This window comes from Streptomyces sp. CA-181903 (assembly GCF_050937075.1).
Classification (GTDB): domain Bacteria; phylum Actinomycetota; class Actinomycetes; order Streptomycetales; family Streptomycetaceae; genus Streptomyces.
This window is the reverse complement of the sequence record NZ_JBNJLY010000001.1, coordinates 4,509,706-4,535,823: the sequence shown is the minus strand read 5'-3', so window position 1 is coordinate 4,535,823 and position 26,118 is coordinate 4,509,706. Positions and strand designations below refer to the sequence as shown.

The window sequence follows — 26,118 nt, the reverse complement described above, 5'->3', positions numbered from 1 at the left end:
ACCCGGGGAGGGTCAGGGGGCGAGCTGCTTGCCGAGCCACCGGAAGACCTCGGGGATCTGCTCCTTCCAGACGGCCGTGCTGTGGCCGCCGGCATTGGCCGGGATCCTCCTGACCTCCACGGTGGTCGGCGGCTTCGCCACCTTCTTGATGTCCATACCGGCCCGGTAGCCGTCGAGCTCGCTGCCCGAGAAGAACAGCGCCACGTGCGGCGGCGTCTTGGCCCGCTCGAGCATCCGCTGCGGGTTGTTCGCGCGGCGGAGTTCGGGGGTCCTGGCCGTGAGCGAGGAGGGGACGCCGGCGGGGTCGTTGTAGCCGGAGAGGCTCACTCCGGCGTGGAAGCGGTCGGGATGGGCGATGGTGAGCTTGGCGGCGCAGTGCGCGCCCGCCGAATAACCGGCGACGCCCCAGGACTTGGCCTTGTCGCTGACGCGGAAGTTGTCTACGACCATCTTGCGGACGTCGAAGCTGAGCCAGGTGTCGGCGTTGATCTTGCCGGGGGTGTTGGCGCAGCCGGTGTCCTCGTTGCCGCCGAGGAGGGTGGTGCGGGGCGCGACGATGACGAAGGGCCGGATCTCGCCCCGCTCCATCATGGGCTTGAGCTGCTCGTTGACCTTCAGGGAGCCGAACCACGCCTTCGCCGAACCGGGGAAGCCGGGCAGCACCTCCACCACGGGGAACTTCTCGTCCTTGAACCTGGGGTCGTCGTACTGGGGCGGGGTCCAGACGTAGACCTCGCCGCTCACGCCCGAGACGGCGCCTTTCAGTTGCGTCTGGCGGACGCCCTCCCCCATGAGCGGGTCGGTCGCGGCCGTGAACTTCTGGACGACCTTCGGCAGGTCCTTCATCTTCTTGCCGCCGGTGCCGTCCGCCCCCAGGTAGGCGGCCGAGGTGACGTGGTTGCCCGTGCCGAGCAGGTCGTCCCAGTTGTCGTACAGGTCGTTGTCGTCGTTGACGACCACGAAGACCGCGGTGATCGCGGCGGCCTGGGCGAAGAGCAGCATCAGCAGCCGCGTCACATGCCGGACGAACCTCGGGCCCGGGACCCTGCTCCACAGCAGCAGCGGCAGTACGAGCGCCACCACGACCAGGGCGATCGTGGTCACGAAGAAGGGCGTCCCCATCAGGCTCATCGAGTCAGCGGCTCTCGTTTCCGACGTCAGGCCCGGCGGGCCCGGGCCCTGCTTGTCGAGAGCCACTCACCCTCTGCAGATGGGAGGCGCGTGACTACGGTTCCCCGCGGTGGCGGAAGGTGCGGTCTCTCACACCAGGCGCCGGGCCGTCGCCCACCGGGTCAGCTCATGCCGGTTGGACAGCTGGAGCTTGCGCAGCACCGCCGAGACATGGGACTCGACCGTCTTCACGGAGATGAACAGCTGCTTGGCGATCTCCTTGTAGGCGTAACCGCGCGCGATCAGGCGCAGGACCTCGCGCTCACGCTGGGTGAGGCGGTCGAGGTCCTCGTCGACGGGAGGGGCGTCGGTGGAGGCGAACGCGTCGAGGACGAACCCGGCCAGCCGCGGGGAGAACACGGCGTCCCCGTCCCGGACCCGGAAGATCGCGGCGATCAGGTCGGAGCCGGTGATCGTCTTGGTCACATAGCCTCGCGCGCCGCCGCGGATGACCCCTATGACGTCCTCCGCGGCGTCGGACACGGAGAGCGCGAGGAAGCGGACCGGCTCCTCGGACGTCGACAGCAGCCCGGCGCAGCGGCGCAGCACCTCCGCCCCGCCGCCGCCGGGCAGATGGACGTCCAGCAGGACGACCTCGGGGCGGGTGGCGGTGATGACGGTGACGGCCTGGTCGACGTCGGCGGCCTCGCCGACGACCTCGACACCCGTCCGGTCGGTCACCCCGATCTCCGCCTGCACCCCGGTGCGGAACATCCGGTGGTCGTCCACCAGCACCACCCGGACCCTCCGGTCCGTCGGCTCGGTCGTCGTCCCGTTCGTCATGACGTCTGTTCCGCCCTCTCCATTTCCAGCTCCACTTCCGTCCCCCCGTCGGGAACGGAGCGCAGGCGCGCGGTACCACCGTTGCGCTGCATTCTGCCGATGATCGACTCCCGGACCCCCATCCGGTCGTCGGGCACGGCGTCCGGGTCGAAGCCCGGTCCCCTGTCGCGCACCGAGACGAAGACCGTACGCCCTTCGACCTCGGCGTAAACCTGAACCGCCCCGCCCTGGCCCCCGTATTTCGCGGCGTTGACCATGGCCTCGCGCGCGGCCTGCATCTGCGCCCGCAGGCGTTCGTCGAGCGGGCAGTCGCCGACCACGACCACCTCCAGGGGGACGCCGTGGTGGTCCTCGACCTCGGCGGCGTTGGCGCGTACGGCCTCCGCCAGGGTCTCGGGCTCCTCGGACTCGTCCTTGCCGTGGCCCTCGGGGTTGTAGAGCCAGGCCCTCAACTCGCGCTCCTGGGCCCGGGCGAGGCGGGCAACCTCCCTGGAGTCCTCGGCGTTGCGCTGTATCAAAGTGAGCGTATGCAGGACCGAGTCATGGACGTGCGCGGCGACTTCGGCGCGTTCCTGGGCGCGGATGCGCATGGTGCGCTCGGCGGACAGGTCCTGCGTCATGCGCACTACGGAGGGGCCCGCCAACAGGGCTATGCCGACCAGGACGGCGAGCGACGCCTGCAGCACGGTGCCCAGGTGCTCGGCGGATCCCTGGAGCACGACCATGCCGGTCACCCCGGCGCCGACCAGCAGGACGCCGGCCGCGCCCCGGGCGAGCGGCAGGACGCGCTTGCGCCGGCTCACCTCCACCCAGTGCGCCCGCCGCGCGTTGTCCGCCTGCCGCCACACCAGGGCGACGCCCGCTCCGATCAGGACCAGCGGCCAGACGTAGACGTTGGCGCGGCCGAGGTGCATCCGGTCCAGGAAGATCGCGGCGCCCACGATGAGCGCGAGGAACGCGAAGACCTGCCCCCGGTCGGGCTTGCGGGCGAACAGGTGTCTCCGGCCGTCCGGCGCCACCTCTCCGTCCGGCCGGCGGGCCTCGACGCCACCGACACCGAGCGGTACGACGAACCAGAAGACCGCGTAGAGCAGCGCGCCCATGCCCTGGGCCATGAGCAGGGCGAGGAAGACCAGCCGCACCCAGGAGACCGGCACCCCCAAGTGCCCGGCGAGGCCGCGCGCCACGCCGCCGAGCATCCGGCCCTCGGCGCTGCGGTAGAGCTTGCGCAAGGGCACGGGGTCGGGGGCGGCGGGCGCGTAGGCACCGCCGGCTCGGGGCTGCGTCGTCGATGCGCCGGTCATGGAACGATCGTCACACGTCGTGAGCCCCCGCGGTATCGGGGTCGTCCCTGACCGAACCCCGATCTGTTTCCCTGAGAGAGCCCTGTTGCCGTCCCTTACACCGGTTCCCGCCCGAGCCCGCGGCGGCCGGTGCGGCCGGTCCGGCACCCGTCAGTGCGGGAGCACCCGGAACCCGTCCCGGACCGCGTCGAAGACCGGCCGGTGGCGGTCCCAGTCGGCCGAGGGGGCGGAGAGGTACACGGCGTACTCGTCGTCGCCGGCGCGGCCGAAGCCCAGGTCGATGGCCCGGAACTCGCGGACGCGGCCCTTGAAGACGAACTCCCAGACGGCGGCCGGGACGCCGCGGTAGGCGGTGGCCTGCATGCGCAGCCGCCGGTAGCCGTCGACCTTCGTCCGCACCTGCTGTTCGACGTCCTGCCAGTGTTTCAGCGGATCGGGGCTCGCCAGGTCCAGGACGTTGACCTTGAGGTCGATGAGTCCGGTGGGGTCGATGTAGTCCACCTCGACGGCCGACTTCTCCTTGCGGCTCCAGCCCTTGGGCACCGGGAAGGCGACCCCGAGGCGCTTCTCGGTCACCAGGCGGTAACCGGGCGGTACGGGCGGCGGCGAGGAGGGAGCGGGCGTGGGTGCGGCCGAGGACGCCGATGGCTTCGGCGCCGGCGGCGCGGCGTCGTCCTCCTTGTCCCCCGGAAGAAGGAAGAACGCGCAGACCGCGCCCACCACGCTCATGACGGCCGCCACCGCGACCCACTTGCCGATCCGCCGGCGCCCGGCGGGAGCGGGGGCGGGGGCGGCGGCAGGCCCGTGAGGCGCGACGGCGGTCGGCACGGTCGGCCGCGGGCGGGGAGCCGGCGCGGGATCCGGCGTCGGCTCCGGTGCCGGAACGGACGGCTCCGCGGCGGGTTCGACGCGGGGCGGTGTCACGGCGGTGGTGGCCTCGGACCGCTCGAATCCGCCCGCCCCCGGGGCCGGGTGACGGGCCGTCCCCGGCTCGGCGGCCGGCTCGCGCAGGATCTGCTCCACCAGGTCGGCGGGGGGCCGCAGGTCCGGGTCCCGGGCCAGCAGGGTCTCGATCAGCCGGGTCAGCGGACCGGCGTGCAGCGGGGGTTCCAGCGGGTCCACGGCGATGGCGTACGCCGTCTCGACGGGCGTGGGCCGGTGGTACGGCGTCCGGCCCTCGACCGCCTCGTACAGCGTGGCGCCCAGCGCCCACAGGTCCGAGGCCGGGCCCGGGCGGGCGCCCCGGACGCGTTCGGGGGCGATGTAGTCGATCGAACCGACCATCTCACCGGTCTTGGTGAGGGTGGAGTTCCCGGCCAGGTGCGCGATGCCGAAATCGGTGAGCACGACGCGGCCGTCGTCGCCGAGCAGCACGTTCCCCGGCTTGACGTCGCGGTGCAGGACGTCGGCCGCGTGGGCGGCCCGCAGCGCGGCGATCATCCCGCGCCCGATCCGGGCCGCCTCCTCCGGCGTCAGCGGCCCCTGCTTCAACACGTCGCCGAGGGTCTTCGACGGCACGTGCTCCATCACGATGCACGGCAGGCCGTCGTCCTCGACCACGTCGTGGACGACGACCACGTTGGGGTGGCTGATCCGCGCCGCGCTGCGCGCCTCCCGGCGGGTCCGCTCGTAGAGGGTGGCGAGTTCCTCCTCGTCCAGCCCGCGGGACACATGGAGCTGTTTGACCGCGACGCGGCGGCCCAGCAGTTCGTCCTCGGCGAGCCACACGGTGCCCATGCCGCCCCGGCCGATCCGCCGGAGCAGCCGGTACCGGCCGGCGAGCAGGCGGCCGGAGGCCGTGCCGGGCACCCCGCCCGGCGCACCGGACTCTGACTCGGACACCGCGCGCCCCTCCGGATGACGACTTTCTGTTCGATCCGCCACCCTAACCGTCCCGGTCTCAGGGTCGATCTCAGGGAAGGGCCAGGGTCATCACGGATGCCGCTCGGCGGCCGCGGTTGACACCATGTGCTCATGACCGACGCACCGCCCGCCGAGAACCCGCAGCACCGGGACGCGCCACCCGCCGCGGCCGGGCCACCGCTGCGGCGCAGCCGCGACCACAAGGTGCTCTCCGGCCTGTGCGGAGGGCTGGGCCGCTTCTTCGACCTGGACCCCGTGATCTTCCGGGTGGTCCTCGGAGTCCTGGCGGTCACCGGCGGTTTCGGCCTGATCGTGTACGGCTTCGCGTGGCTGCTGATCCCCCTGGAGGGTGAGGAGGAGAATGAGGGCCGCCGGATGCTGTCGGGCCGGGTGGACGGCCCGGCGCTGACGGCGGTGCTGTGCGCGCTGGTGGGCTGCGGGCTGTTCCTGTCCATGATCAACAACAGCGGGGCCATGTCGTTCTCGCTCCTGCTGACCGTGGCCCTGGTGGGGACGGCGTACTGGTCGCAGCGGCGCCGGACGCCCGAAGCCGACGAGGAGGCGGCCCCGGCGCCGGGCGCCGGGAGGCCGGCGAAGGCGCAGAAGGCGGTGGACGCGCCGCCCGAGACCCAGGCGCCCCCGCCGCCCGCCGGTCCGTCGTGGTGGCGGGATCCGCTCCTCCATGTGGAGGTGGCCGGTCTGCCCTACCACGGCACCGGTTATCTGTGGGGGCCGGACGACGGCCCGGCCGACGCGGTCCGGCGGGAGGCGCCGCGCGCGCGCCCGGCGCGGGACGGGCGGCAGCTCGGCGGCTGGACGTTCCTGCTGGCCCTCGTGGCGTTCTCGGTCGGCACGGCCCTCACCTGGCACGGGCGGCCCCTGGGCACCTCGTTGGAGACGGGCCTGGCATGCGCGCTGGGCGTCTACGGGCTGGGCATAGCCGTCAGCTCCCGCTACGGCCGCACCGGCGGCGGGACGGTCACCGCGGCCGTGCTGACCGGGCTGCTGCTGGTGGGGGCGGCGGCCCTGCCGAAGTCGGTCACCACGGACTGGCGCCGGGTGACCTGGCGGCCGGCGAACGCGGCGGAGCTCCGGCCGGAGTACGAGGTCGGCACGGGCGTGGGCACCCTCGACCTGTCGCGCCTCTCCTGGCCCGCAGGAGGGCGACCGGGCTCGAAGCCCCCGGCCGTCCGGGCCGAGGCGGGTGCCGGACAGCTGAAGGTCGTCCTCCCGGGCGACGTCACGGCGAAGCTGACGGTGGAGGTGGGCGTCGGAGCCATCAAGCTGCCCGGCAGCGACCGCGACGACGTGGACGTCCAGCCCCGCCAGAGCAAGCGGGTGACCGTGGACCCGCTGCCGGGGCACGCCTCGCGGGGCACGTTGGAACTGCGGCTCAAAGCCGGTCTCGGTGAAGTGGAGGTGACCCGTGCGGCGCCATGAGTTCGAACCCGGCAAGCTCATCATCGGGCTGGTGCTGGTGGGCGGTGGGCTGGCCTACCTCGCGGCGGCGGCGGGCCGCTGGCGCTTCCCCGCCTTCGCGCTGCTGCCCGCCCTGGTCGGGGGGCTCTGCCTGGCAGGGGCCACCTCGTCCGTCGGCTTCCTCATACGCCGGCACCGGGCGGCCCGCGCGCGGGGGCCGGTCGAGCGGCGGTGAGCCCCCGCCGGTCCCCGGTGCGCGCCGGGCTCAGGTGAACAAGGCCCCCCGCCGGGCGCGCGCCCGGCGGCGGGGGCGGACGGCGTCCAGGGAGAGGAGCGGCGCTCCCGCGATGACCAGCGGGAGCCAGGCCACCAGGTAGACGAGGTCGTTGCCGTAGTAGTAGGGGGTCGAGGACCAACTGACCGTCAGCCAGAGGCAGAGCGAGATCAGTGCGCCACCTGCCGCCGCCACGCGGGCGAAGAGCCCGAGCAGCGTGGCCGCGCCCACGGCCGCCTCTCCCAGGCCGATCGCCCAGCCGAAGCCGACCGGGCTGTGCAGCCCCAGGTCGACGAGCCAGGGAGCGCCGGCGCTGTCCCGGCAGGAGCGCATCAGCTCCCCGAGCGAGCCCGGTCCGTCGCTCGCGAGGAACGCTCCGTCGGTGAGCTTGTCGAGCCCCGCGTAGAGGAAGGTGACGCCGAGGAAGAGCCGCAGGGGCAGCAGTGCGTACGGAGCGGCCGGGGGCCGTCGTCCCGTGCCACCGCTCACCGTTTCCCCTCGTCCCAGGAGTGTCATGCCGTCCACCGCTCCTCTCGCTTCCCGGCCCGGGTGGCACCTGTCCGCCCGTGCCCCGGTCATGCGTCGTACGCACCCCGACCCTACGCACCACCGTGGCGGAGCGGACGGCCCCCCGCGCCCGGGCAGCCGGGAAAACCCAGGCAGCCGGGAAAAGCAGGGCGGCCGGGGAAGTGCCGCCGGAAAAAGCCGGCCGCCCTTCGTCCACAGCTGTGGACGAAGGGCGGCGCGGTCGGGGTTCAGGGAGGGGTCACTCCCACTCGATCGTCCCCGGCGGCTTGCTGGTCACGTCGAGGACGACGCGGTTGACGTCGCGGACCTCGTTGGTGATGCGGGTCGAGATCTTCGCCAGGGTCTCGTACGGCAGGCGCGACCAGTCGGCCGTCATCGCGTCCTCGGAGGAGACCGGGCGGAGCACGATCGGGTGGCCGTAGGTGCGGCCGTCGCCCTGGACGCCGACCGAGCGGACGTCGGCCAGCAGGACCACCGGGCACTGCCAGATCTCGCGGTCGAGACCGGCGGCCGTCAGCTCCTCGCGGGCGATGGCGTCGGCCTCGCGCAGCAGGTCGAGGCGCTCCTTGGTGACCTCGCCGACGATGCGGATGCCGAGGCCGGGACCCGGGAAGGGCTGGCGCTGGACGATCTCGTCGGGGAGGCCGAGCTCCTTGCCGACCATGCGGACCTCGTCCTTGAACAGCTGGCGCAGCGGCTCGACGAGCTTGAACTCCAGGTCCTCGGGGAGGCCGCCCACGTTGTGGTGCGACTTGATGTTGGCGGTGCCCGTGCCGCCGCCGGACTCGACGACGTCCGGGTAGAGCGTGCCCTGGACCAGGAACTCGACGGGCTGGTCGTCCGGCGCCTCGGCGACGATCTCGGCCTGGGCCTGCTCGAAGACCCGGATGAACTCCCGGCCGATGATCTTCCGCTTCTCCTCCGGGTCGGAGACCCCGGCGAGGGCGGCCAGGAAGCGCTCCTGCGCGTCCACGACCTTCAGCTTGACGCCGGTGGCGGCGACGAAGTCCTTCTCGACCTGCTCGGTCTCGCCCTTGCGCATCAGCCCGTGGTCGACGTAGACGCAGGTCAGCTGGGAGCCGATGGCCTTCTGGACGAGGGCCGCGGCGACCGCGGAGTCCACGCCGCCGGACAGGCCGCAGATGGCGCGCTTGGTGCCGACCTGCTCGCGGATGGCCGCGACCTGCTCCTCGATCACGTTGCCCGTGGTCCAGGTGGGCTCGATGCCCGCGCCCCGGTAGAGGAAGTGCTCCAGGACCTGCTGGCCGTGGGTGGAGTGCATCACCTCGGGGTGGTACTGCACGCCGTACAGCTTCTTCTCGTCGTTCTCGAAGGCGGCGACCGGCACCAGGTCCGTGGACGCGGTGACGGTGAAGCCCTCGGGCGCGGCGGAGCAGGCGTCACCGTGCGACATCCACACCGGCTGCTCGGCCGGGGTGCCCTCGAAGAGGGTGGAGGACGGACGGGAGACGGCCAGCGGCGTGCGGCCGTACTCGCGGGCGCCGGTGTTGTCGACCGTGCCGCCGAGGGTCGTGGCCATCAGCTGGAAGCCGTAGCACATGCCGAAGACGGGGACGCCGGCCTCGAAGATCTCGCGGTCGAGCGTCGGGGCGCCCTCTTCGTAGACGGACGAGGGCCCGCCGGAGAGGATGATCGCCTTCGGCTTGCGGGCGAGGATCTCGGCCACCGGCGTGGTGGACGGGACGACCTCGCTGTAGACCCGGGCCTCGCGGACACGGCGGGCGATGAGCTGGGCGTACTGCGCGCCGAAGTCGACGACGAGGACCGGCTCCGCGGTGTTGTCGTGGGCGGCGGGGGGTGGTGCTGCTGACACGGGAGCGGCCCTTCCGGCGGTCGAGGGTGGGGGTCTCTATTTGTCGATTCTACCGGGACGGGGGTGGTCGCTTTTGTCTCACCATCCGAATGCGGTTGGCTCCGGGACCCCCCGGGGGCCATACTGACCGCCATGCGTGAGCACTCGACCTTCGTCTTTACCTATGGCACCGGCCCGTCCGGCTGCCATGGTCGTGCTGCTCAGCGATAGAACAGCGACTTCCACGAGCGCCCCGGGCCGGCCAAGGCCCGGGGCGCTCGTGCGTTTCTCCCCAGGGCCGTGCCGGCGCCGGACCCCCACCCCGAGGAGAACACCGGACATGACCACGACCACCGCGCCCGCCGCCCCCGCCGCGACCGACACCGGCGCCCGCACCGACGAGGCCGCCCGCCTGATCACCGGCGCCCGTGAGCGCATCGACGATCTCGACGCCAGGATCATCGGCCTCGTCCAGGAACGGATGGCCGTCTCGGAGGAGATCCAGCGCGAGCGCATCGCCTCCGGCGGGCGACGCGTCAGCCTCTCCCGCGAGATGGAGATCCTCAACCACTACAGCGACCGGCTGGGGAAGAACGGCACCGTCCTCGCGATGACTCTGCTGGACCTCTGCCGGGGCCGTGTCTGAACACCCCCCGGAACGGGGCCGTACGGCGCCGGTGACGCGGCGGAAACCCGCCGCCCGTCCCGTCACCCGTACGGCGCGTGACCGGTCGCGATCCGCCTTCGTTGGAGTCGGTGTCCGCGCCAGCCAGGAGCGGCCCACCTGAATCCACGCGTGGTCTCCGCCCCTGTTCACCTGGGCGCCCGCAACGACAGGGCGGATTCCACCGGAGTGTGAGACGCGCGCCGACGCGCGTCGTGGGACCTCACTCCGGTGGTACGGCGGCCGGTCGGCAGGGGACAGCCGCCCGGCCGCCACCAAGGAACGGTCGGTTCCGGGGACGCCTGGAACCGACCGTATCCACCCCGAACGGTTGCGTTCGACGCGGTTCATACCCCACGATGCGAAGTGGGCGCTCAATTCCCCCGTACCGCACCGCCATTGGTCGGACCACCGGAAGAACGCCCCGCACCATCCCGGACCGTACGGTTCCGGAGCCGCACCACCCGAGCGACACCGCACCACCCGAGGAACCCAGCACCATCCGAGGACCACGGCGCTCCCCCCGGCGCCGTTCCGCGGCACCGGGCCGCCCTGTTCACCGGTGCCGGCTGTCAAGGGCCCCGTGGCCGTCCGCACGCCCCCGCGTAGACGGTCCGGGGCCCTTCGCCTGCCGCGCGCCGTGCGCGACCGGTCGCGCGGCGCACGCCGCCGCGCTCACTCCCGGGGCGCGCGCGGTACCGGCGGGACGGGCAGGAACGGCAGCCGCAGCGCCCCGAACGCGTCCTTGGGAACGGCCGGTTGACGCGGTTCCACGGCGGCCACGCGCTCGTACCCGCCGCCCTGCTCGGGCCGCGGGTCGACCTCGCCCTTGTTGGGCCAGAAGGACATGGCCCGCTCGGCCTGGGCGGTGATCGTCAGCGAAGGGTTGACGCCGAGATTGGCGGTGACCGCGGAGCCGTCGACCACCGAGATCGACGGATGACCGTACACGCGGTGGTACGGATCGATCACGCCTCGGTCGGGACCGGAACCGATCGTGCAGCCGCCCAGGAAGTGCGCCGTCAGCGGAGTGCCCATGAGCTCCCCCACATTGCTGCCGGCGAACCCGCCGATCTCCTCGGCGATCCTCGTCGCCGCCTCCGTCGCCTCGGGGATCTGCACCGGGTTGGGCGCGCCGTGTCCCTGCCGCGCGGTGAGCAGCCCCTTTCCCGGGCCCCGCCTGCGGCGGTACGTGGTCAGGGAGTTGTCCACGGACTGCATCACCAGGCCGATGATGGTCCGCTCGGACCAGCGCCGCTTGGAGAACGACCGCAGCACGACGACCGGCTGCCGCGCGCAGGCCGAGGCGAAGCCCAGGACGCGCGGCACCGCCCGGCCGGCGAGCGGTACCAGCGGGATCGACAGGAACCCCATCGCGTTCGACCCCTTGCCGTAGCGGACGGGCTCGATGTGCGTGTTCTCGTTGGGGTACGCGGACGAGGTGATGGCCACGCCGCGGGTGAAGTCGACGCCCGTGCCGTGCACCGCGCGGTAGCGGCGGTCGGTGGTCTGCGCGCCGAACAGCGCCTCGGAGTTCGTCCTGGTCAAGTGGCCCAGCCGGGGCGAGAGTCGGGGCAGCAGGCCGCGGTCGCGCATGGTGTGCAGCAACGTCTGGGTGCCGTACGTGCCGGCGGCGACGACCACGTGTTCCGCGCGCAGCACCTTGGGCGGGGCGCCGCGCCGCCGGTCGGTGGGGACGGTGACCACGCGGCAGCCGCCGTCGCGGAGTTCGCCCAGCGCCACCACCTTGGTCAGCGGGTGGATCACGGCTCCGGCCCGTTCGGCGAGGTGGAGGTAGTTCTCGTTGAGGGTGTTCTTCGCGCCGCGCCGACAGCCGGTCATGCACTCGCCGCACTCGGTGCAGGCGGTGCGCGCCGGCCCGGCGCCGCCGAAGTACGGGTCGGGCACCTCGGTCCCGGGGGCGACCGGGGCGTTGCCCTCGCCGTCCCGCCCGTCGCCGAAGAAGACGCCGACCGGGGCGGCCTGGAAGGTGTGCCCGTAACCCATGCGGTCCGCTGCGGCCTTGAGGTGGACGTCGGACGGCGTCGTCGTCGGGTTGAGCCTGACGCCGAGCATGCGCCGCGCCTGCTCGTAGTAGGGCTCCAGTTCCTGCCGCCAGTCGGTGATGTCCGCCCACTGCGGGTCGGTGAAGAACGACGGGGGCGGTACGTACAGGGTGTTGCCGTAGTTGAGCGAGCCGCCGCCGACGCCCGCCCCCGCGAGGACCATGACGTGGCCCAGCACGTGGATGCGCTGGATGCCGTAGAGGCCGAGGGCCGGTGCCCACAGGAAGTTCCGCAGGTCCCAGGACGTCTTCGGCAGGGAGTCCCGGGTGAAGCGCCGGCCGGCCTCCAGCACTCCGACGCGGTAGCCCTTCTCCGACAGCCGGAGGGCCGCCACCGCGCCGCCGAAACCGGATCCCACGACGATGACGTCGTAGTCGAACTGTGCCACCAGTACCTCCGTGCAGGGGTCGGGGTGTGCGGGGCGGCGCGGCCGGGTGCGTCAGCGCAGGCGGAGGGCCTTCAGCGCGCGCAGGCCGCCGGTCATCAGCCGCGCGTACGCCGCGTCGTCGAGCCCGAAGGACGGCGCGAGCGGCACCAGCCGCTGGTGGGCGACGGTCTGGGCCTCGGTGAACTTGAGGATGCCCTCGGCGCCGTGCCGCCGGCCGACGCCGGACTCCCCCATGCCGCCCATGGGCGCCGCGGCGCTGCCGTAGGCGGCGGCGTACGCCTCGTTGACGTTGACCGTGCCCGCCCGCAGCCGGCCGGCGATCTCCCGGCCGCGCCGGCCGTCCCGGGTCCAGACGCTGGCGTTGAGGCCGTACGGCGTGGCGTTGGCGAGGCGCACGGCCTCGTCCTCGTCGTCGAAGCGGTAGACGGAGACGACCGGGCCGAACGTCTCCTCGGCGCACACGGCCATCGGGGGCTCGACGCCCTCCAGGATGGTGGGCTCGTGGAAGAGGGGGCCGACGTCCGGGCGGGGGCGGCCGCCGGCGAGGACGGTGGCCCCCTTGGCGACGGCCTCCTCGACGTGCCGGACCACCGTCTCCAGCTGCCGCCGGGAGGTCAGCGAGCCCATGTCGGCGCCGTACGACAGGGAGGTGCCGAGCCGCAGGGCGCGGGTCCGGGCGGTGAAGCGTTCCAGGAAGGCGTCGGCTATGGAGCGGTGGACGTACAACCGCTCGATGGAGATGCACAGTTGGCCGGCGGTGGAGAAGCAGCCGCGGACCGCGCCGGAGGCGGCCTTCTCCACGTCCGCGTCGCGCAGGACCAGCATGGCGTTCTTGCCGCCGAGTTCCAGCGAGGCGCCGATCAGGCGGGCGGCGGCGCGCCGGGCGACGTCGCGGCCGGTGCGGGTGGAACCGGTGAACGTCACGTAGTCGGCGTGGGCCACGACCTCGGGGCCGACGACCGGGCCCTCGCCCAGGACCACCTGCCAGAGCTCCTCCGGGAGCCCCGCCTCGATCAGCAGCTCGCGGGCCCACAGCGCGGTGAGGGCCGTCTCGGTGTCCGGCTTCATGACCACCGCGTTGCCGGCGGCGAAGGCCGGGAGGGCGTCGCCGGCCGACAGCTCCAGCGGGTAGTTCCAGGGGGCTATCTGGCCCACCACACCCCGCGGGCGGCGCAGTTCGGTGACCTTGGTGAGCAGGGGCAGCACTCCCGTGTGCGCCTTCGGCCGCAGGTAGGAGGGGGCGCGGCGGCCGTAGTGCCGGGCGGCGACGGCGACGGCCTGCACCTCCTCGTGCGCGTGCAGCCGGGCCTTGCCGGTCTCCAGCTGGATGAGGTCGAGGACCTCGGACTGGCGGCTCAACAGAAGGTCGTGGAAGCGCAGGAGGACGTCCGCGCGCCGGCGCACCGGCACGTCCGCCCACCGGCGCTGCGCCTCGCGCGCCCGCGCGAAGGCCATCGTGACGTCCTCGGGGGTCGCCTCCGGGAGGCGGGCCAGCTCTTCCTCGGTGAACGGGGTGTGGTTGGCGGTCGTGCCGGAACCGGTCACCCCGCGGGTGAGGCGGGCGACGAGCTCCGGGGTGACCACGTCGGCCGCCGTGCGGGTGTCCTTGGCCGGGGCGACCGGGTTGCCCCCGGGGACCTCCGGGGCCTGCGCCGCCACTGCTGTGCTGTGCCGCGAGTCCGTCATGAGGGCGAGCGTAGGCGGAGGTGCGGCTTTTTGGGTACCCGCAAGTAGCTTGTTTTCACCGGTCGTCCACAATCCCGCCAGTGGTTGATGGCAGGGTCGGCGGGGCGGCCCGGAAGGGGATCGCGCGTGATCGGGGAAGCCTGGGCCGGGGGTCACCCGGACCGGTCGAAGCTCCCGAGGACGGTGTCGAACTGCCGCCGCCCCTCCGCGGACCGGGCGGCCGGGGCGGACACCCACACGTCGTACATCCTGCCGCCCTCGTTCCAGCAGACGTCCTCGGTGCGCCGCGGGCCGGCGGTGTCCTCGAAGCCGTCCCAGGTGAACTCCCAGGAGGCGGCCTGGTTTCCGTTGTGCGTGGTGCGCGTGACACGGCCGTCGCGGTAGCCCGGGTAGTGGTCCGGGCCCTGCGCGGCGGAGTCGCGCATGAAGCCGATGGGGCCGCCGTCCTTGGGGTCGGAGATCAGCACGCCGATGCGGAACTCCTTGTCCGGCGAGTAGTAGAAGACGCGCGGGGGTTCGAGCGAGCGGGTGTAGCCGTCGGGGACGGCGAGGGTGAAGCCCATCGGGTCCTGGACGACGTGGTAGCCCGCCGGGGCCCGGCCCGCCGCCGGGGACGCGGGCGGGGTCGGCGAACCGGGCGGCGGGGTCTCCGGAGCGGCGCTCGCGGCCGGTCCCGCGGCGGAAGCTCCGGCGGAGGCCGCGGCGGGCCCGTGCGGTCCGGGGCGCGCGGACGCGCCGGCGGACCGCGCGGCGGACGGCCGGCCCGGGGCGCCGCGGACCACGGCGGGTCCTTTGGCGTCGTCCCGTTCCGCGTCGCCGCGCAGCATCAGCCAGGCCACGGCCCCGGCACCCAGCCCCGCCAGGGTGACCACGGCGACGCCGGCCAGGACCGCCGTACGGACCCGCACGGTGCGGCGGGGCGCGGCGGACGGCCCGGGGGGCGGGACGAACGCGGCGGGGGGCGTCGCGGGCGGTGTCGTGAGCGGTGTGCCCGGGGGCGTCCCTGGCGGCGTCGCGGGGTGGGCGCCGGGCGACTCGGCCTCCGGGACGTGCCCGGGGGGCGTCGCGGCCGACTCGGGTTGCGGCTTGGCGGTTTCCGCCGGGGCGGGCGGAGTTCGCGGGTCGGCGACTGAGCCGGGAGTGGCATCCGGGGCCGGTGGCACCGGCGTTGCGGTCCGCGGGGCGACGGGTGCGGCCGATGAGGCGGGCGCGGCGGGTGAAGCAGACGCGGTGAGTGAAGCAGGCGTGGTGGGTGAAGCAGGCGTGGCGGGTGAAGCAGGCGTGGCGGGTGAAGCAGACGCGGCCGGTGAGGCGGGCGCGGCCGGTGAGGCGGGCGCGGCCGGTGTCGGTGTCGGGACGCTGCGCTGAGTGGGCGTGTAGTGCAGGGAGGCGGCCGGGGTGCGCCCGGTGTCCAGGTAGGCGCGCAGCAACCGTTCGGCCTCGTCGGCGCCCAAACGCCGCGCCGGGTCGCGCTCCAGCAGGCCGCGGACCACCGGCAGCAGCGGCCCCACGGACGACGGCGGCCGGATCTCGTCGTAGACCACCGCGTGCAGGATGCCGCCCAGCGAGTCGCGGTGGAACGGCGATTCGCCGCTGAGGGCCGTGCACAGCAGCACCCCCAGCGACCACAGGTCCGACTCCGGGCCCGCCTGGCCGCCGGCCATCCGCTCGGGCGCGGTGTACTCGGGCGATCCGACGAACGCCCCGGTCTCGGTGATCGTCGTGGCGCCCGACACCTGGGCGATGCCGAAGTCGGTGAGCACCACGCGTCCGCTGCCCGCCTCCAGGAGGACGTTCGGCGGCTTGATGTCCCGGTGCAGGACTCCCCGCCCGTGGGCGGCGCGCAGCGCGCCCAGCAACGCGACTCCGATCCCGGCCGCCTCGCGCGCGTCCACCGGGCCGTCCGCCGTCAGCCGGTCGGACAGCGAGCGGCCGTCCACCAGCTCCATGACGATCCAGGGCCGGCCGTCCTGCTCCACGATGTCGTGCAGCACGATGACGTTCGGGTGCTTGATGAGGGCCACCGCCCGGGCCTCGCGCAGGGTGCGCTCCCGGGACGACAGGGCGGCCCCGGCGGACGCGGCGTCGTCCGTGTGCAGCTCCTTGACGGCCACCTCGCGGCCCAGCAGCTCGTCGGTGGCACGCCAGACCGTGCCCATGCCACCGCGCCCGATCCGCCGCCCCAGCCGATAGCGTCCCGCGATCACGCCGTCGTGTGCAGCGAAACTCCCCATGGGCGACATCTTGCCCCACGGCGTGGTCCCGTGGGATCGCCGCCTTGCCCGACGCGGCGCCGAGGGTGCCGCGTCACCCTCCGGCCTGCCGCCCGGCAGTGAAGGCGGCCCGTATCAGGTCGTCGACGTGCCGCTCCCCGTCCGGCCCGGGCGGATCGGCCCGGTTCAGCGAGCAGGCCAGCCGGCGCGTACGGTCCCGGGTGCCGAACAGTCCGTTGACGTACCCCGGGCCCGTCCCTGCCCGGCCCCAGACCACCGTCCCGTCCGGGGTGCCGTCCGGCAGGACCACCCGCGTCAGGCCGCCCCGGCTGATCCGGCGCGGCATCGGGCCCTCCGCCGGTGCTCCCGGCCCGGTCCCTCCGGCCCGACCGCCGGCCCCGGTCCCGGTCCCGGGCGGGGTGGTCACGCCGGGCTCCGGGAGCTCGAACAGCAGTCTCTGCTGGGCCGGTGCGAGGAGCCGGCCGCCCAGGAGCGCGTCGAGGAAGCGGTCCAGGTCGGCAGCCGTGGACACCATGCCGCCCGCGCACTCCCCACCCCGGCCGGCCGTGGCCTCGAGGACCCCCGCGTCCCCGGGCCGCACGCCCGCCTCATGCGCCCCGGCCCGCACACAGCGGGTGTGGCACAGGCCCAGGGGCCGGGTGATGCGCTCCCGGAGTTCCCGGGTGAGGGGTCTGCCGGTCGCCCTCTCCACGACCAGGGCCGCCAGCCACGTGTTGACGTCGTTCTCCTGCTGGTGCTCGCCCGGCGCGAAGGCCCGGCCGCCACCCCGCAGCGCGGCCTCGACCGCCTCCCCCGGTGACCGGAAGGCGGAACTGTGTGGCCCCGGGAGGCCGCTGGTGTGGTCGAGCAGCATGCCGACGGTGACCGCGTCGTACCCGTCCGGGCCGCCCGGCAGCAGGTCCGGAAGGTGGTCACGGACGGGCGCGTCCAGCGAGAGCAGTCCTTCCCCCGCCAGTTGCAGTACAAGGGTGCCGATGAAGAGGGCGCTGATGCCGCCCGCCCGCAACAGGCCGTCGGTCCGCGCCCGTTCGCCCGTCATCAGGTCACCCGTGCCCGTCGTGCCCCACCAGTGCCCGTCCGCCCCGGCCACCCGTACCACCGCACCCGTCACACCCCCGGCCGTCATCCCGTCGACCGCCCGCCGCAGCGCGGCGCGGTCCAGCGGCGGCGCCTCCCCCGTCCCGGCGCTCCCGGTCCGCATCGCGGCCGACAGGCCGGCCGCGAGCGCCGCCCACCCCGCGCCGCGCACCCTCGTTCTCGACTCCACCCCGCGCTGCGGCGTACCCGTCCCCGCCCGGCGCGACCCCGTCCTCGTCGTCTCCATGCCCTCCAGTCTTCCCGCGGACGGCTCCCGGCCCATCCGGGAGAGCCCCGACGTTCCCCTGAATTCCTGTCAGGGTTGTCCCGGATCCGCGCCCCCGAGAGAGGTCCCGGACGGCCCGCGGCCCCCTCCCCGGCGGCCGGACACCCCGCCGAAGTAGGTCGGGATCCGGCCTATATGCCGTCTACTCTGCGGTCATGAGCAGCCCCCGCCCCCGCTTCAGCGACGATCAGCGCCGTGCCCGCGTCGGACGCCGCCACCTCCTGGCACCCGCGTACCGGGCCGGGTCGGCCGAGGAGGTCGCCGACGCCGTCGTGGCCCTGCACGCGACGGACCCGGCGACCGTGTACCTGTCCGTCTGCGCCCGGCTGGCGGAGCCGGCGGCGGACGAGGTGGACCGGGCGCTGTACGAGGACGTCACGCTGGTGAAGCTGCTCTCCATGCGGCGCACCCTCTTCGCCGTCACCACCGAACTCGCCCCCTACGTCGGCTCGTCGACCGCACGGGCCATCGCCGCCCGCGAGCGTGCGCAGTTGCTGAAGCATCTCCGCGAAAACATCGAGGAAGGGGCGCACTGGGACGAGGAACGGCTCGCGGCCACCGAACGCGCCGCCCTCGACGCGCTCGCGGTCCGCGGCGAGGCCACGACAGCCGAGCTCAACAAGGACGTGCCCGCCCTGCGGGAGACGATCCTGACGTCCCCGGACAAGCCTTATGCCGCGCGGCAGAGCGTCGGCAGCCGCGTCCTGCGGCTGCTGGCCGCCGACGGCCACATACGCCGCGCCCGGCCGCGCGGCTCCTGGACGAGCAGCATGTTCCCCTGGGCGGCCGCGGAGCGGCTGCCCGAGCCGCCCGTGCGGGAGGCCAAGGCCGAACTGGCACGCCGCTGGCTCGACTCGTTCGGGCCGGCCACCGAGACGGACCTCAAGTGGTGGACCGGCTGGTCGCTCGGCGACACCCGGAAGGCGCTCGCCGACGCGGGCGCGGTGGACGTGGAGCTGGACTGCGGGCCCGGCCGCGCGCTGCCCGGCCAGCCGGAGGAGGAGACGCCCCCGGTGGGGCCGTGGGCCGCCCTGCTGCCCTGCCTTGATCCGACGACGATGGGCTGGCGCCACCGCGACTGGTACCTGCCGCCCGAGCACGTCCCCGCCCTCTTCGACCGCGCCGGCAACGCGGGCCCCACGGTCTGGTGGAACGGCCGCGTGGTGGGCGCGTGGACGCAGCGCGCGGACGGCGAGGTGGTGTGGCGGCTGCTCACCGACGTGGGCCGCGAGGGGGCCGCCGCGGTCGAGGCCGAGGCGGAACGGCTGACCGCGTGGATCGGCGCCGTGCGCGTCACACCCCGGTACCGCGCGCCGCTGGAGCGGGAGTTGGCGAATTAGGGCGGATCGCCGTGCGACGGCCCCGTCCCGGGCATGGATGACCCTGTGTGGACGCAACCCGCCACCTCGACGACGGCGTCATGTACCGGGGGGTTGAAGTGGCCGAGAACAGCATGAAGGGGATGCCGGCCCACGAGCCGGACGACATCGTTCCGCGCCTTGCCGAGGCCCGGGACGTCCTGCACTGGGGGGCGGCGGCGGAAGCCGCCGAAATCTACCGCGTACTACAGGAGGAGGCCGCCCGGCTCGGCCTCGTCCCCGAGTGGGCGGCGGCGCTCGTCGGCCTCGGGGACTGTGCCCTGGAGTCCGGCGAACTGAGCGACGCGCGCGACCACTTCGCGGAGGCGGAGTTGCTGCTCGCGGACGAGCCGCCGGCGCACCGGGCGCCCGCCCGCCGGGGGCGCGCCACCGCGCACCTGCTGGCGGGCGAACTGCGGTACTGCTGCCACCTGCTGGAGACCGCGCTGGACGAGCTCGACGCCGCGGGCGCGGGGGACCCGCGGGCGCTGCTCGCCCTGCACACGGCGGCCATCGCGCCGTACGTCGACCTCGGGGCGTACGCACGGGCCGCGCGCGCCGCGGATCTCGCGCTGGCGCTCACGGCGCAGGTGGACGATCCGGTGCTGGTGGCGGGCGCGCTGCGGGGGGCGGCCAGGACGCTCGTCGTCGAGGGGCGGTTCGCCGAGGCGGACACCTCGCTGGCCAGGGCCCAGGAGCTGTGCCGGAGCCGGCGGTTCCGCACCGAACTGGCGCACTGCCACCGGGCGCGCGGCTACGTCCACGCCCAGAACGGGCAACTGGGCGCCGCGGAGCGCGAACTGCGCACGGCGCGCGCGATGCTGGCCGCCAAGCGGGCACCGTTGTTCACCGTCCAGGTGGAAGTGGAGCTCGCGGACGTGCTGCGGCGGCGCGGCAAGGCCGACGAGGCCGCCGGTCTGCTGGCCCCGCTGCTGACTCCGGCCGCGCTGGGGGCCGAGCGGGGCGCCGTGCACGCGGGCGGGGCGCACCGGCTGCTCGGCCTGATGGCGGAGGACCGGGGTGACACCGATGCGGCGGAGGAGCACTATTGCGCGGCCCTGTCGCTGCTGGAACGCACCGGGGCGGCCGGTGACCTGGCCGACCTGTGCCGGCTGCTCGGGGACCTGCTGCGGCGGACCGGACGCACTCAGGCGGCGCTGAACGCGTACCGGACGGGGCTCGGCCACCGTGCCGCGCCCGGCACGACGACGCTGGGCCCGGCGCCGCCGGTACGGCTGCGGCGGCCGTGCGGGTGAGCGGGCCGGAGGGGGCCCCGACCCCCTTGCCACGGCTTCGCCGCTCGTCCTCACATGCCGGACGGGCTGAACAGCCCGTCCCCGGTCAGTTTCCGCCCCGTACGGCGTACGGCGTCAACAGCGCCTCCCAGCCGCGGCGCAGGGCGCGGTACTCGTCCGCGCACTGCCCGGCCCGTTCACGGGTGAGCCGTTTGCCGTCGACGGGCTCGCGGTCGCCGTCGTCGGCGGAACCGTACAGGTAGCAGAGGTAGTTGGCGCTGCGGACGGCGTCCGGGGCGTGCTCGTCGCTGGGGTCGCCGTCCTCGGGGTCGTCGGCGGCGTACTGGGCGTAGTTGTCGGCGGCGGCCCGCAGCGCGGCCCGGCCCTCGGCGCCGCGCGAGAGCAGCCGGTACGCGGCGAACTGGTCGGCGACGTCCTCCTCGCGCCCGGTGAACCGCAGGTCCAGCCGGTCGATGAGGGCGTGGGCGACCTCGTGGTACAGGGTCTCGGTGATCACTCCGGCGGTGCGGCCGGGCACGTCCGGGTCGTGGGCCGCGCGGAACATCGCGCGGACCTCGCCGACGTAGCCGTAGCAGAGGCCGACCCGGCCGGTCTCCGGGTCGTACTCGGGGACGTCGTCCTCGGCGCAGGAGCGGCCGACGATCGCGATCCGCCGGGGCAGCCGGAGCGCGGCGTTCAGGTCGTCCGCGACCCGCTCGGCGAGCCGCCGGCCGCGCAGGAAGACCAGGTGCTCCGCGTCCCCGCCGTCGGCCGTCCGGTAGGAGACGGTCACTCCGTTTCCGGGACGCGGGGTCGTGCGGTCGTCCGTTCCCCCGCCTCCTCCGCCGCCGCAGGCCGTGGCCATGAAGGCGCAGGCCAGCGCCGCGGGCAGAATACGGACGTACCGTGCGCGGGACGGCGTACGAGGGCCGGGCCCGGCATGGTGCAGCATGGGCAGCACTCTGCCGGACGGCAGACCGGGAGGGAAATCCACCCGGTCCGCCGGCCGCCGTCGCCGTCCGGTCCCGGCCGTCCGGTCGTGGCCGCCCGGTTCCGGCCGACCGGCGGAGCATTGGATTCCGCTTTCCCCGTGCCGGTACGGCAGGCTGGAAGGTGCCAAGAGCCCCCAGAGGCTCCTGGTGTGAAAGGGACGAGGGAGCGGGCGTTGATCCGTGTCGCTGTGGTGGACGACGAGCAGTTGGTCCGGTCCGGACTGCGGATGATCCTGGGCACGGCCCGGGACATCGACGTCGTCGCGGACTGCGGGGGCGGCGACGCCGTGGCCACCGTTCTCGCCTGCGCGCCCGACGTCGTCCTCCTCGACGTGCGGATGCCCGACGTCTCCGGGCTGACCGTGCTGCGCGCCCTGCGGGCCGCGCCGGAGCCGCCCGCCGTCGCCATGCTCACCACGTTCGACGCGGACGAGTACCTGGCCGCCGCGCTGCGCGGCGGAGCGGCCGGGTTCCTGCTCAAGGACACCGACCCCGACCAGCTCGTCCGGGCCGTCCGCACGCTCGCCGCCGGGGGCAGCGTGCTCGACCCCGGGGTCACCAGGACCGTGATCGGCGGCTATCTCGCGGCGGGCGCCGGGGCCTCGGCCGCCGAGGCGGTGGGAAGCCTGACCCCGCGCGAGCGCGAGGTGCTGGCCCACGTCGGCGCCGGGCTGGCGAACCCGCAGATCGCCGCGCGCATGGGCCTGGCGCCCAGCACGGTCAAGGATCACGTCCGCGCGGTCCTCGGGAAGCTCGGCGGGATCAACCGGGTGCAGGCGGCCGTCGTGGCCGACCGCGCGGGGCTGGTGCCCGTGCCACGGCCCGGGGACGGCGTCCGGTGAGACCCCGGGCGCGGAGCCGGCCGGCCTGGGTGCCGCTCGTCGCGCCCGTGGCGCTGGCCGTCGCCGACGCCCTCCTGGTCAACGGGGTGACGCCCGGCGCCGCCCTGCTGCTCTCCCTGGCGGCCGCCGTGGCGCTGCTGTGGCGGCGGCGCTTCCCCGTGGCCGTCTTCCTGGCCGTTCTGCCGGGCTTCTACATCGGCTACATCTGGTTCGCGCCGCTGATCGCGCTCTACACGGTGGCGGCTGTGCGCCGGCCCGACCGGCGGCTGCTGGGCGTCACCGGCCTGCTCTTCGCCGTCGTCCACTTCCTGCCCTACCCCGTCTCCCACCTCCCGGTGGACGATCCGCGCGGGCTGGCGCTGGACGCGATCAACGCGGTCGTCATCGCGGCGGCGCCGATCGCGGTGGGACTGCTCTCCCGGACCCGCCGCGAACTGGCCGCCCGGCTGGACGAACTGACCCGCAGCCGGGCCCGCGAGGACCGGCTCCTCGCCGACCGGGTGCTGGCCACCGAACGCGCCCGGCTCGCCCGCGAGATGCACGACATCGTCGCCCACCAGGTGAGCCTGATCAGCCTTCAGGCGGGCGCCGTGCAGGTCAGCACGGCCGACACCCGGGCCCGCGCCGGGGCGCGGACCATCCGCGAGCTCTCGGTGCGCACGCTGGACGAACTGCGCCACATGGTCGGCATCCTGCGGGCCGCGGGCGCGGACACCGAGGAACTGACGCCGCAGCCGAAGCTCGCCGACCTGCCCCGGCTGATCGAACTGAGCGCGCTCGACGTCACGTACGAGGCCGCGTACGACCCGGCCGCCGAACGCTCGGAGGCGGTCGAACGGGCCGCCTTCCGCACCGTGCAGGAGGCGCTGACGAACGTGCGCAAACACGCGCCCGGGGCGAAGGTGCGGGTGCGGGTGGACGAGCCGAACGACGGACTGCGCGTCGAGGTCCGCAACGGACCGGCCGACTCCGCCGTCCCGGCGCCCGGGCTGCCCGGCGGCGGCCACGGCCTGGTGGGGCTGCGGGAACGCGCGCAGAGCCTCGGCGGCACGCTGGAGGCGGCGCCGACGGAGGACGACGGGTTCGTGGTGCGGGCGCGCTTTCCGCGTGGGGGATGAGCGTGCGGCTTCCGTGCGGTGATGAGCGTTCGGCCTCCGGGCGGTGGATGAGCACGCGGCCTCCGCGCGGTGGGGACCGTGCGCCTCCGCTCGGTGGAGATCGTGCGCTTCCGCGCAGTGGGGACCGTGCGGCACAGGCCAGAGCCGGCCGGGAGCCGACACGTGTGCCCCCGGACGAAGTCGCCGTGCGGCGTCTCCGGGCATGCCTGACAGCCCCGAACGCGGGGCGGCGGCCCGACCGTTCGGACGGCTGGGCCGGGAGGGGCTCGGTCTCGTCGCCAGGCCGCTCGTCGCTAGGCCGAGAGGGGGTCGGTCTCGGCGGTGGCGCTCGCCAGATCCGGGTAGACGTCGAAGAGGCGCCGCACGCCGAGCGCGGCGAGCACCCTGTTGACGTGCGATCCCTCGACCGCCCCCTGGGCGGGCAGGATCAGCCGCAGCCGGCCCTGGCAGGAGCGCATCAGCCGCCGGGCGGCGATGAGCACGCCGACCCCGCTGGAGTCGCAGAACCGCACCTCGCCGAGGTCGAGCACCAGACTCCGCCGTCCCTCCGCCACCGCGTCGTGCACGCGCTGCCGGACCGCCGGGGAGGTCACCAGATCCATCTCGCCGCTGACCTGGAGCACGGCCCAGTTCCCCTGCTCGCGCTCCCACACCTTCAACGTCACGCGTTCGAGCCCTTCCACTCGGTCCGCCGGCTGTTCGCGCTTTCCGGCGCAATTCCGGACTGAGCCCTTCCGCGGTCTGGCCGCCGTCCCGTGCGCTCCGCGACGGTCGCACGACCCCCGGGGATCCGGAGCCGGATCCGCCGCGAATTGCCGTCTGGCATAAACCACCGCCTTGACCCTATGCCCAGCCCGGACCCGCCCTCCCCTCGGATCCGGTCACACCCGCATAACACATCGGCACATTCGAGCATGTCCGGTCAAACACCGATCGCCTGATGGACGGCCGACGGGTGCGCCGTCGTCCCAGCCGCCACCTGCGAGGACGAGGCGGCCGCCCCGGATCCCCGCGCCGGCGGCCGGCGGCGCCGCGGCTCCGTCAAGCCCTATCACCCGCGACGGCCGCGTGCCCGCGCTTCCCTGATCTTCCCCGGAGTTGCCCGGATTTCCGTCCGAACGAGCGCCCGTTGTCGGACCCTCCCGTTACATTGCGAAGTGCGGGCGTCATGACGACGCACGGGAGGAGGGGCGGATGACGACGGACGCACCACCACGGTGGGACCGGAGGATGCAGCAGCGGCTCGCGCACGGCGAGGCGGCCGCGCTCGGCGAGCTGTACGACCGCTTCGCCTCCCTCGTGCACGGCCTCGCCCACCGCGTCCTCGGCGACGAGGCCGGCGCCGACCGGATCACGCGCGACGTCTTCGGGCACGTCTGGGAGCACCCCGGCGAGTGGGACCCCCGGCAGGGCCCGCTGCGCTCCTGGCTCGCCGACCTCACCCACCGGCAGGCCGTCGCCCGGCTGCGCCGGTCGGAGAGCGACGGCCCCGGCGGCCCGGCCACCCCCGAGGAGATCGACGAACGCGTCCGCGCGGCCTCCGCCGCCGCCCGCGCCGACTACATCGTCGGCTCCATGCCCGCACCCCTGCGCGAGGCCCTGGACCTCGCCTACACCCGCCGCCTCGACTACCGCCGGGCCGCCGCCGGCCTGGGCGTCACCGAGGACGAGGCGCGCCGCCGGCTGCGTCTGGGGCTCCAGTTGCTCTCCACCGCCCACGGCCCGCGCCGGCCGGGCCACCGCGCGGGCGGCCCGCCACCGGCCTCCCCCGGCGGAGACCCGCGATGACCGGGCACCCGCTCCGGCCGTCCCGGCTCTCCCGGCCGCATCCCGCGCTCACGTCGCTGCTCGGCGCCTGGGCGCTGGCCGCCTGCTCGCCCGACGAGACCGCGGCCGTCGAAGAGCACCTGACCGACTGCGCCTCCTGCGCCGAAGAGGCCGTCCGGCTGCGGGACGCGGTCGCTTTACTGCATCCCGAGGACAGCCTCGACCTCGACCCGTCCCTGCGCTCCCGGGTGCTCGCGCACTGCCTCGGCCGCCGCCCGGCCCGGATCCCGGTGCCCGGCTGGGCCGCACCCTACGAGGCGGAGACGGCCCGCCTCGACGCCCTGCTGCGGGACATCGGCGAGCAGGACTGGCGGGCGCCGGTGCGGCTCGCCTGGTTCGACGGGCACCGGCCCGCCGAACGGGAGGTCAGCGTGGCCGCCGTGATCAGCCACCTCACGGCGGTGGACGGCCTCGTCGCCGGCTCGCTGGGCCTGCCCGACCCGGTGCCGGTGCCGGCCGCCGCGATGGCCGTCCTGTCCGGCGGCGGAGCGGCGGAGGCGCCCGTCGGCCGCGGGCCGGTGTCGCCCGACAGACGCACGGAGGCCCTGTGGTCGGCCGAGGAGGGCCGGCCCTCCGGCAGCGCCCACGCGGCCTGGCGCGACCAGAGCCGCGCCCTGATAAGGAGCGCTTCCTTCGCCGCCGGAAACGCGGGGGACAGCGATGACGCCGGGAACGCGGGGGCCACGGCCGCCACGAGCGTCGAGTACGGCCCGTTCAGTCTTCCGCTGCGGGACGCCTTCCTCGACCGCGCCTTCGAGTGCTGGGTGCACGCGGAGGACGTCGCCGACGCGGTCGCGTACCCGTACGAGCCGCCGGCGCCGTCCCATCTGCACCGGATGATCGACCTGGCGGCCCGGATGCTGCCGGGCGCGATCGCCGGCCGTCGCCGCGCCGGACTGGCACCCCCGCCGCACGTGCTGACCACCGCCGGCGCCCCGGGACGCACGCTCCACCTGGAGGTGGAGGGCAGTGGCGGCGGCCACTGGTACATCGCCCTGGACTCCCCCACGGCCCGCGCCTCGCCGCAGACGGAAGTGGCCCATGTGGCGCTCGACGGGCTGGAGTTCAGCCGGCTCGCCGCCGGGCGGGTCGAGCCGCAGGACGCCGCGGCCGGGCAGGACGGGGACCCGGAGGCCATCCGGGACGTCCTCTTCGCCACGGCCTCGCTGTCACGGCTGTAGCGGCGGGAAG

Annotated in this window: 21 protein-coding genes; 9 read left to right on the top strand and 12 right to left on the bottom strand. The window is 74.5% G+C overall.

Annotated elements, in window-relative coordinates; all coding sequences use genetic code 11:
• Positions 1–12: 12 nt before the first annotated feature.
• From ACQEVS_RS20390 to ACQEVS_RS20375, 4 genes are all read right to left on the bottom strand, one after another.
• Complete coding sequence (locus tag ACQEVS_RS20390) at positions 13–1,131, bottom strand: alpha/beta hydrolase (protein ID WP_433022368.1); 1,119 nt, start codon at positions 1,129–1,131, stop codon at positions 13–15.
• A gap of 129 nt (positions 1,132–1,260) precedes the next feature.
• Positions 1,261–1,953: a LuxR C-terminal-related transcriptional regulator gene (locus tag ACQEVS_RS20385; protein ID WP_433022366.1), complete on the bottom strand. Its 693-nt coding sequence runs from the start codon at positions 1,951–1,953 to the stop codon at positions 1,261–1,263.
• Positions 1,950–3,257, bottom strand: a complete 1,308-nt coding sequence (locus tag ACQEVS_RS20380; protein WP_433022364.1) for a PspC domain-containing protein — start codon at positions 3,255–3,257, stop codon at positions 1,950–1,952. The genes ACQEVS_RS20385 and ACQEVS_RS20380 overlap by 4 nt, the downstream gene beginning before the upstream one ends.
• A 150-nt stretch (positions 3,258–3,407) precedes the next feature.
• Positions 3,408–5,099 (bottom strand): protein kinase domain-containing protein, encoded by a 1,692-nt coding sequence (locus tag ACQEVS_RS20375; protein ID WP_433022361.1) that lies wholly within the window; start codon positions 5,097–5,099, stop codon positions 3,408–3,410.
• Positions 5,100–5,231: 132 nt separating this feature from the next.
• Here ACQEVS_RS20375 and ACQEVS_RS20370 point away from each other — a divergent pair, with 132 nt between their 5' ends.
• Positions 5,232–6,560 carry a PspC domain-containing protein gene (locus tag ACQEVS_RS20370; protein ID WP_433022359.1) on the top strand — a complete coding sequence of 443 codons (1,329 nt, stop codon included), beginning with the start codon at positions 5,232–5,234 and terminating at the stop codon, positions 6,558–6,560.
• A complete protein-coding gene (locus ACQEVS_RS20365) occupies positions 6,547–6,774 on the top strand; it encodes a hypothetical protein (RefSeq protein WP_433022357.1) in 228 nt (75 codons plus the stop codon). The genes ACQEVS_RS20370 and ACQEVS_RS20365 overlap by 14 nt, the downstream gene beginning before the upstream one ends.
• Positions 6,775–6,804: 30 nt before the next feature.
• On the opposite strand, the gene ACQEVS_RS20360 is transcribed toward ACQEVS_RS20365, so the two are convergent.
• Positions 6,805–7,329: a DoxX family protein gene (locus ACQEVS_RS20360; RefSeq protein WP_433022355.1), complete on the bottom strand. Its 525-nt coding sequence runs from the start codon at positions 7,327–7,329 to the stop codon at positions 6,805–6,807.
• Between the two features lie 250 nt (positions 7,330–7,579).
• A complete protein-coding gene (gene guaA / locus ACQEVS_RS20355; protein ID WP_433022352.1) occupies positions 7,580–9,175 on the bottom strand; it encodes a glutamine-hydrolyzing GMP synthase in 1,596 nt (531 codons plus the stop codon).
• Positions 9,176–9,494: 319 nt separating this feature from the next.
• Between guaA and ACQEVS_RS20350 the strand changes: the two genes are divergently transcribed.
• Positions 9,495–9,800, top strand: coding sequence for a chorismate mutase (locus ACQEVS_RS20350; protein ID WP_433022350.1), 306 nt, complete (start codon positions 9,495–9,497; stop codon positions 9,798–9,800).
• Positions 9,801–10,493: 693 nt separating this feature from the next.
• Here ACQEVS_RS20350 and ACQEVS_RS20345 read toward each other — a convergent pair.
• The 4 genes from ACQEVS_RS20345 to ACQEVS_RS20330 all read right to left on the bottom strand — a co-directional run bounded on the left by ACQEVS_RS20345 (position 10,494) and on the right by ACQEVS_RS20330 (position 17,516).
• On the bottom strand, positions 10,494–12,272 hold the full coding sequence (locus ACQEVS_RS20345) for a GMC oxidoreductase (RefSeq protein ID WP_433022348.1): 1,779 nt from the start codon (positions 12,270–12,272) through the stop codon (positions 10,494–10,496).
• Positions 12,273–12,323: 51 nt separating this feature from the next.
• On the bottom strand, positions 12,324–13,958 hold the full coding sequence (locus ACQEVS_RS20340) for a succinic semialdehyde dehydrogenase (protein ID WP_433022346.1): 1,635 nt from the start codon (positions 13,956–13,958) through the stop codon (positions 12,324–12,326).
• A gap of 152 nt (positions 13,959–14,110) precedes the next feature.
• Positions 14,111–16,192 carry a serine/threonine-protein kinase gene (locus tag ACQEVS_RS20335; protein ID WP_433022344.1) on the bottom strand — a complete coding sequence of 694 codons (2,082 nt, stop codon included), beginning with the start codon at positions 16,190–16,192 and terminating at the stop codon, positions 14,111–14,113.
• A 73-nt stretch (positions 16,193–16,265) separates the two neighbouring features.
• Complete coding sequence (locus ACQEVS_RS20330) at positions 16,266–17,516, bottom strand: serine hydrolase domain-containing protein (protein WP_433022342.1); 1,251 nt, start codon at positions 17,514–17,516, stop codon at positions 16,266–16,268.
• Positions 17,517–17,710: 194 nt separating this feature from the next.
• Between ACQEVS_RS20330 and ACQEVS_RS20325 the strand changes: the two genes are divergently transcribed.
• Both ACQEVS_RS20325 and ACQEVS_RS20320 read left to right on the top strand, forming a co-directional pair.
• Positions 17,711–18,895, top strand: coding sequence for a winged helix DNA-binding domain-containing protein (locus ACQEVS_RS20325; protein WP_433022340.1), 1,185 nt, complete (start codon positions 17,711–17,713; stop codon positions 18,893–18,895).
• 80 nt (positions 18,896–18,975) lie between these two features.
• Entirely contained in the window at positions 18,976–20,169 is a 1,194-nt protein-coding gene (locus ACQEVS_RS20320; protein WP_433027736.1) for a tetratricopeptide repeat protein, read from the top strand.
• Positions 20,170–20,254: 85 nt separating this feature from the next.
• Here the strand turns inward: ACQEVS_RS20320 and ACQEVS_RS20315 are convergent, their stop codons facing one another.
• On the bottom strand, positions 20,255–21,100 hold the full coding sequence (locus ACQEVS_RS20315; protein ID WP_433022338.1) for a DUF4344 domain-containing metallopeptidase: 846 nt from the start codon (positions 21,098–21,100) through the stop codon (positions 20,255–20,257).
• Positions 21,101–21,313: 213 nt separating this feature from the next.
• Between ACQEVS_RS20315 and ACQEVS_RS20310 the strand changes: the two genes are divergently transcribed.
• Together ACQEVS_RS20310 and ACQEVS_RS20305 are read left to right on the top strand one after the other, a co-directional pair.
• Positions 21,314–21,982 carry a response regulator gene (locus tag ACQEVS_RS20310; protein WP_433022336.1) on the top strand — a complete coding sequence of 223 codons (669 nt, stop codon included), beginning with the start codon at positions 21,314–21,316 and terminating at the stop codon, positions 21,980–21,982.
• A gap of 29 nt (positions 21,983–22,011) precedes the next feature.
• Positions 22,012–23,100: a sensor histidine kinase gene (locus ACQEVS_RS20305; protein WP_433022334.1), complete on the top strand. Its 1,089-nt coding sequence runs from the start codon at positions 22,012–22,014 to the stop codon at positions 23,098–23,100.
• A 293-nt stretch (positions 23,101–23,393) separates the two neighbouring features.
• Here the strand turns inward: ACQEVS_RS20305 and ACQEVS_RS20300 are convergent, their stop codons facing one another.
• Complete coding sequence (locus ACQEVS_RS20300; protein WP_433022332.1) at positions 23,394–23,765, bottom strand: STAS domain-containing protein; 372 nt, start codon at positions 23,763–23,765, stop codon at positions 23,394–23,396.
• A gap of 529 nt (positions 23,766–24,294) precedes the next feature.
• Between ACQEVS_RS20300 and ACQEVS_RS20295 the strand changes: the two genes are divergently transcribed.
• Positions 24,295–24,888 carry a sigma factor gene (locus ACQEVS_RS20295; protein WP_433022330.1) on the top strand — a complete coding sequence of 198 codons (594 nt, stop codon included), beginning with the start codon at positions 24,295–24,297 and terminating at the stop codon, positions 24,886–24,888.
• Positions 24,885–26,108 carry a zf-HC2 domain-containing protein gene (locus tag ACQEVS_RS20290; protein ID WP_433022328.1) on the top strand — a complete coding sequence of 408 codons (1,224 nt, stop codon included), beginning with the start codon at positions 24,885–24,887 and terminating at the stop codon, positions 26,106–26,108. Before ACQEVS_RS20295 ends, ACQEVS_RS20290 begins: the two co-directional genes overlap by 4 nt.
• Positions 26,109–26,118: the final 10 nt, after the last annotated feature.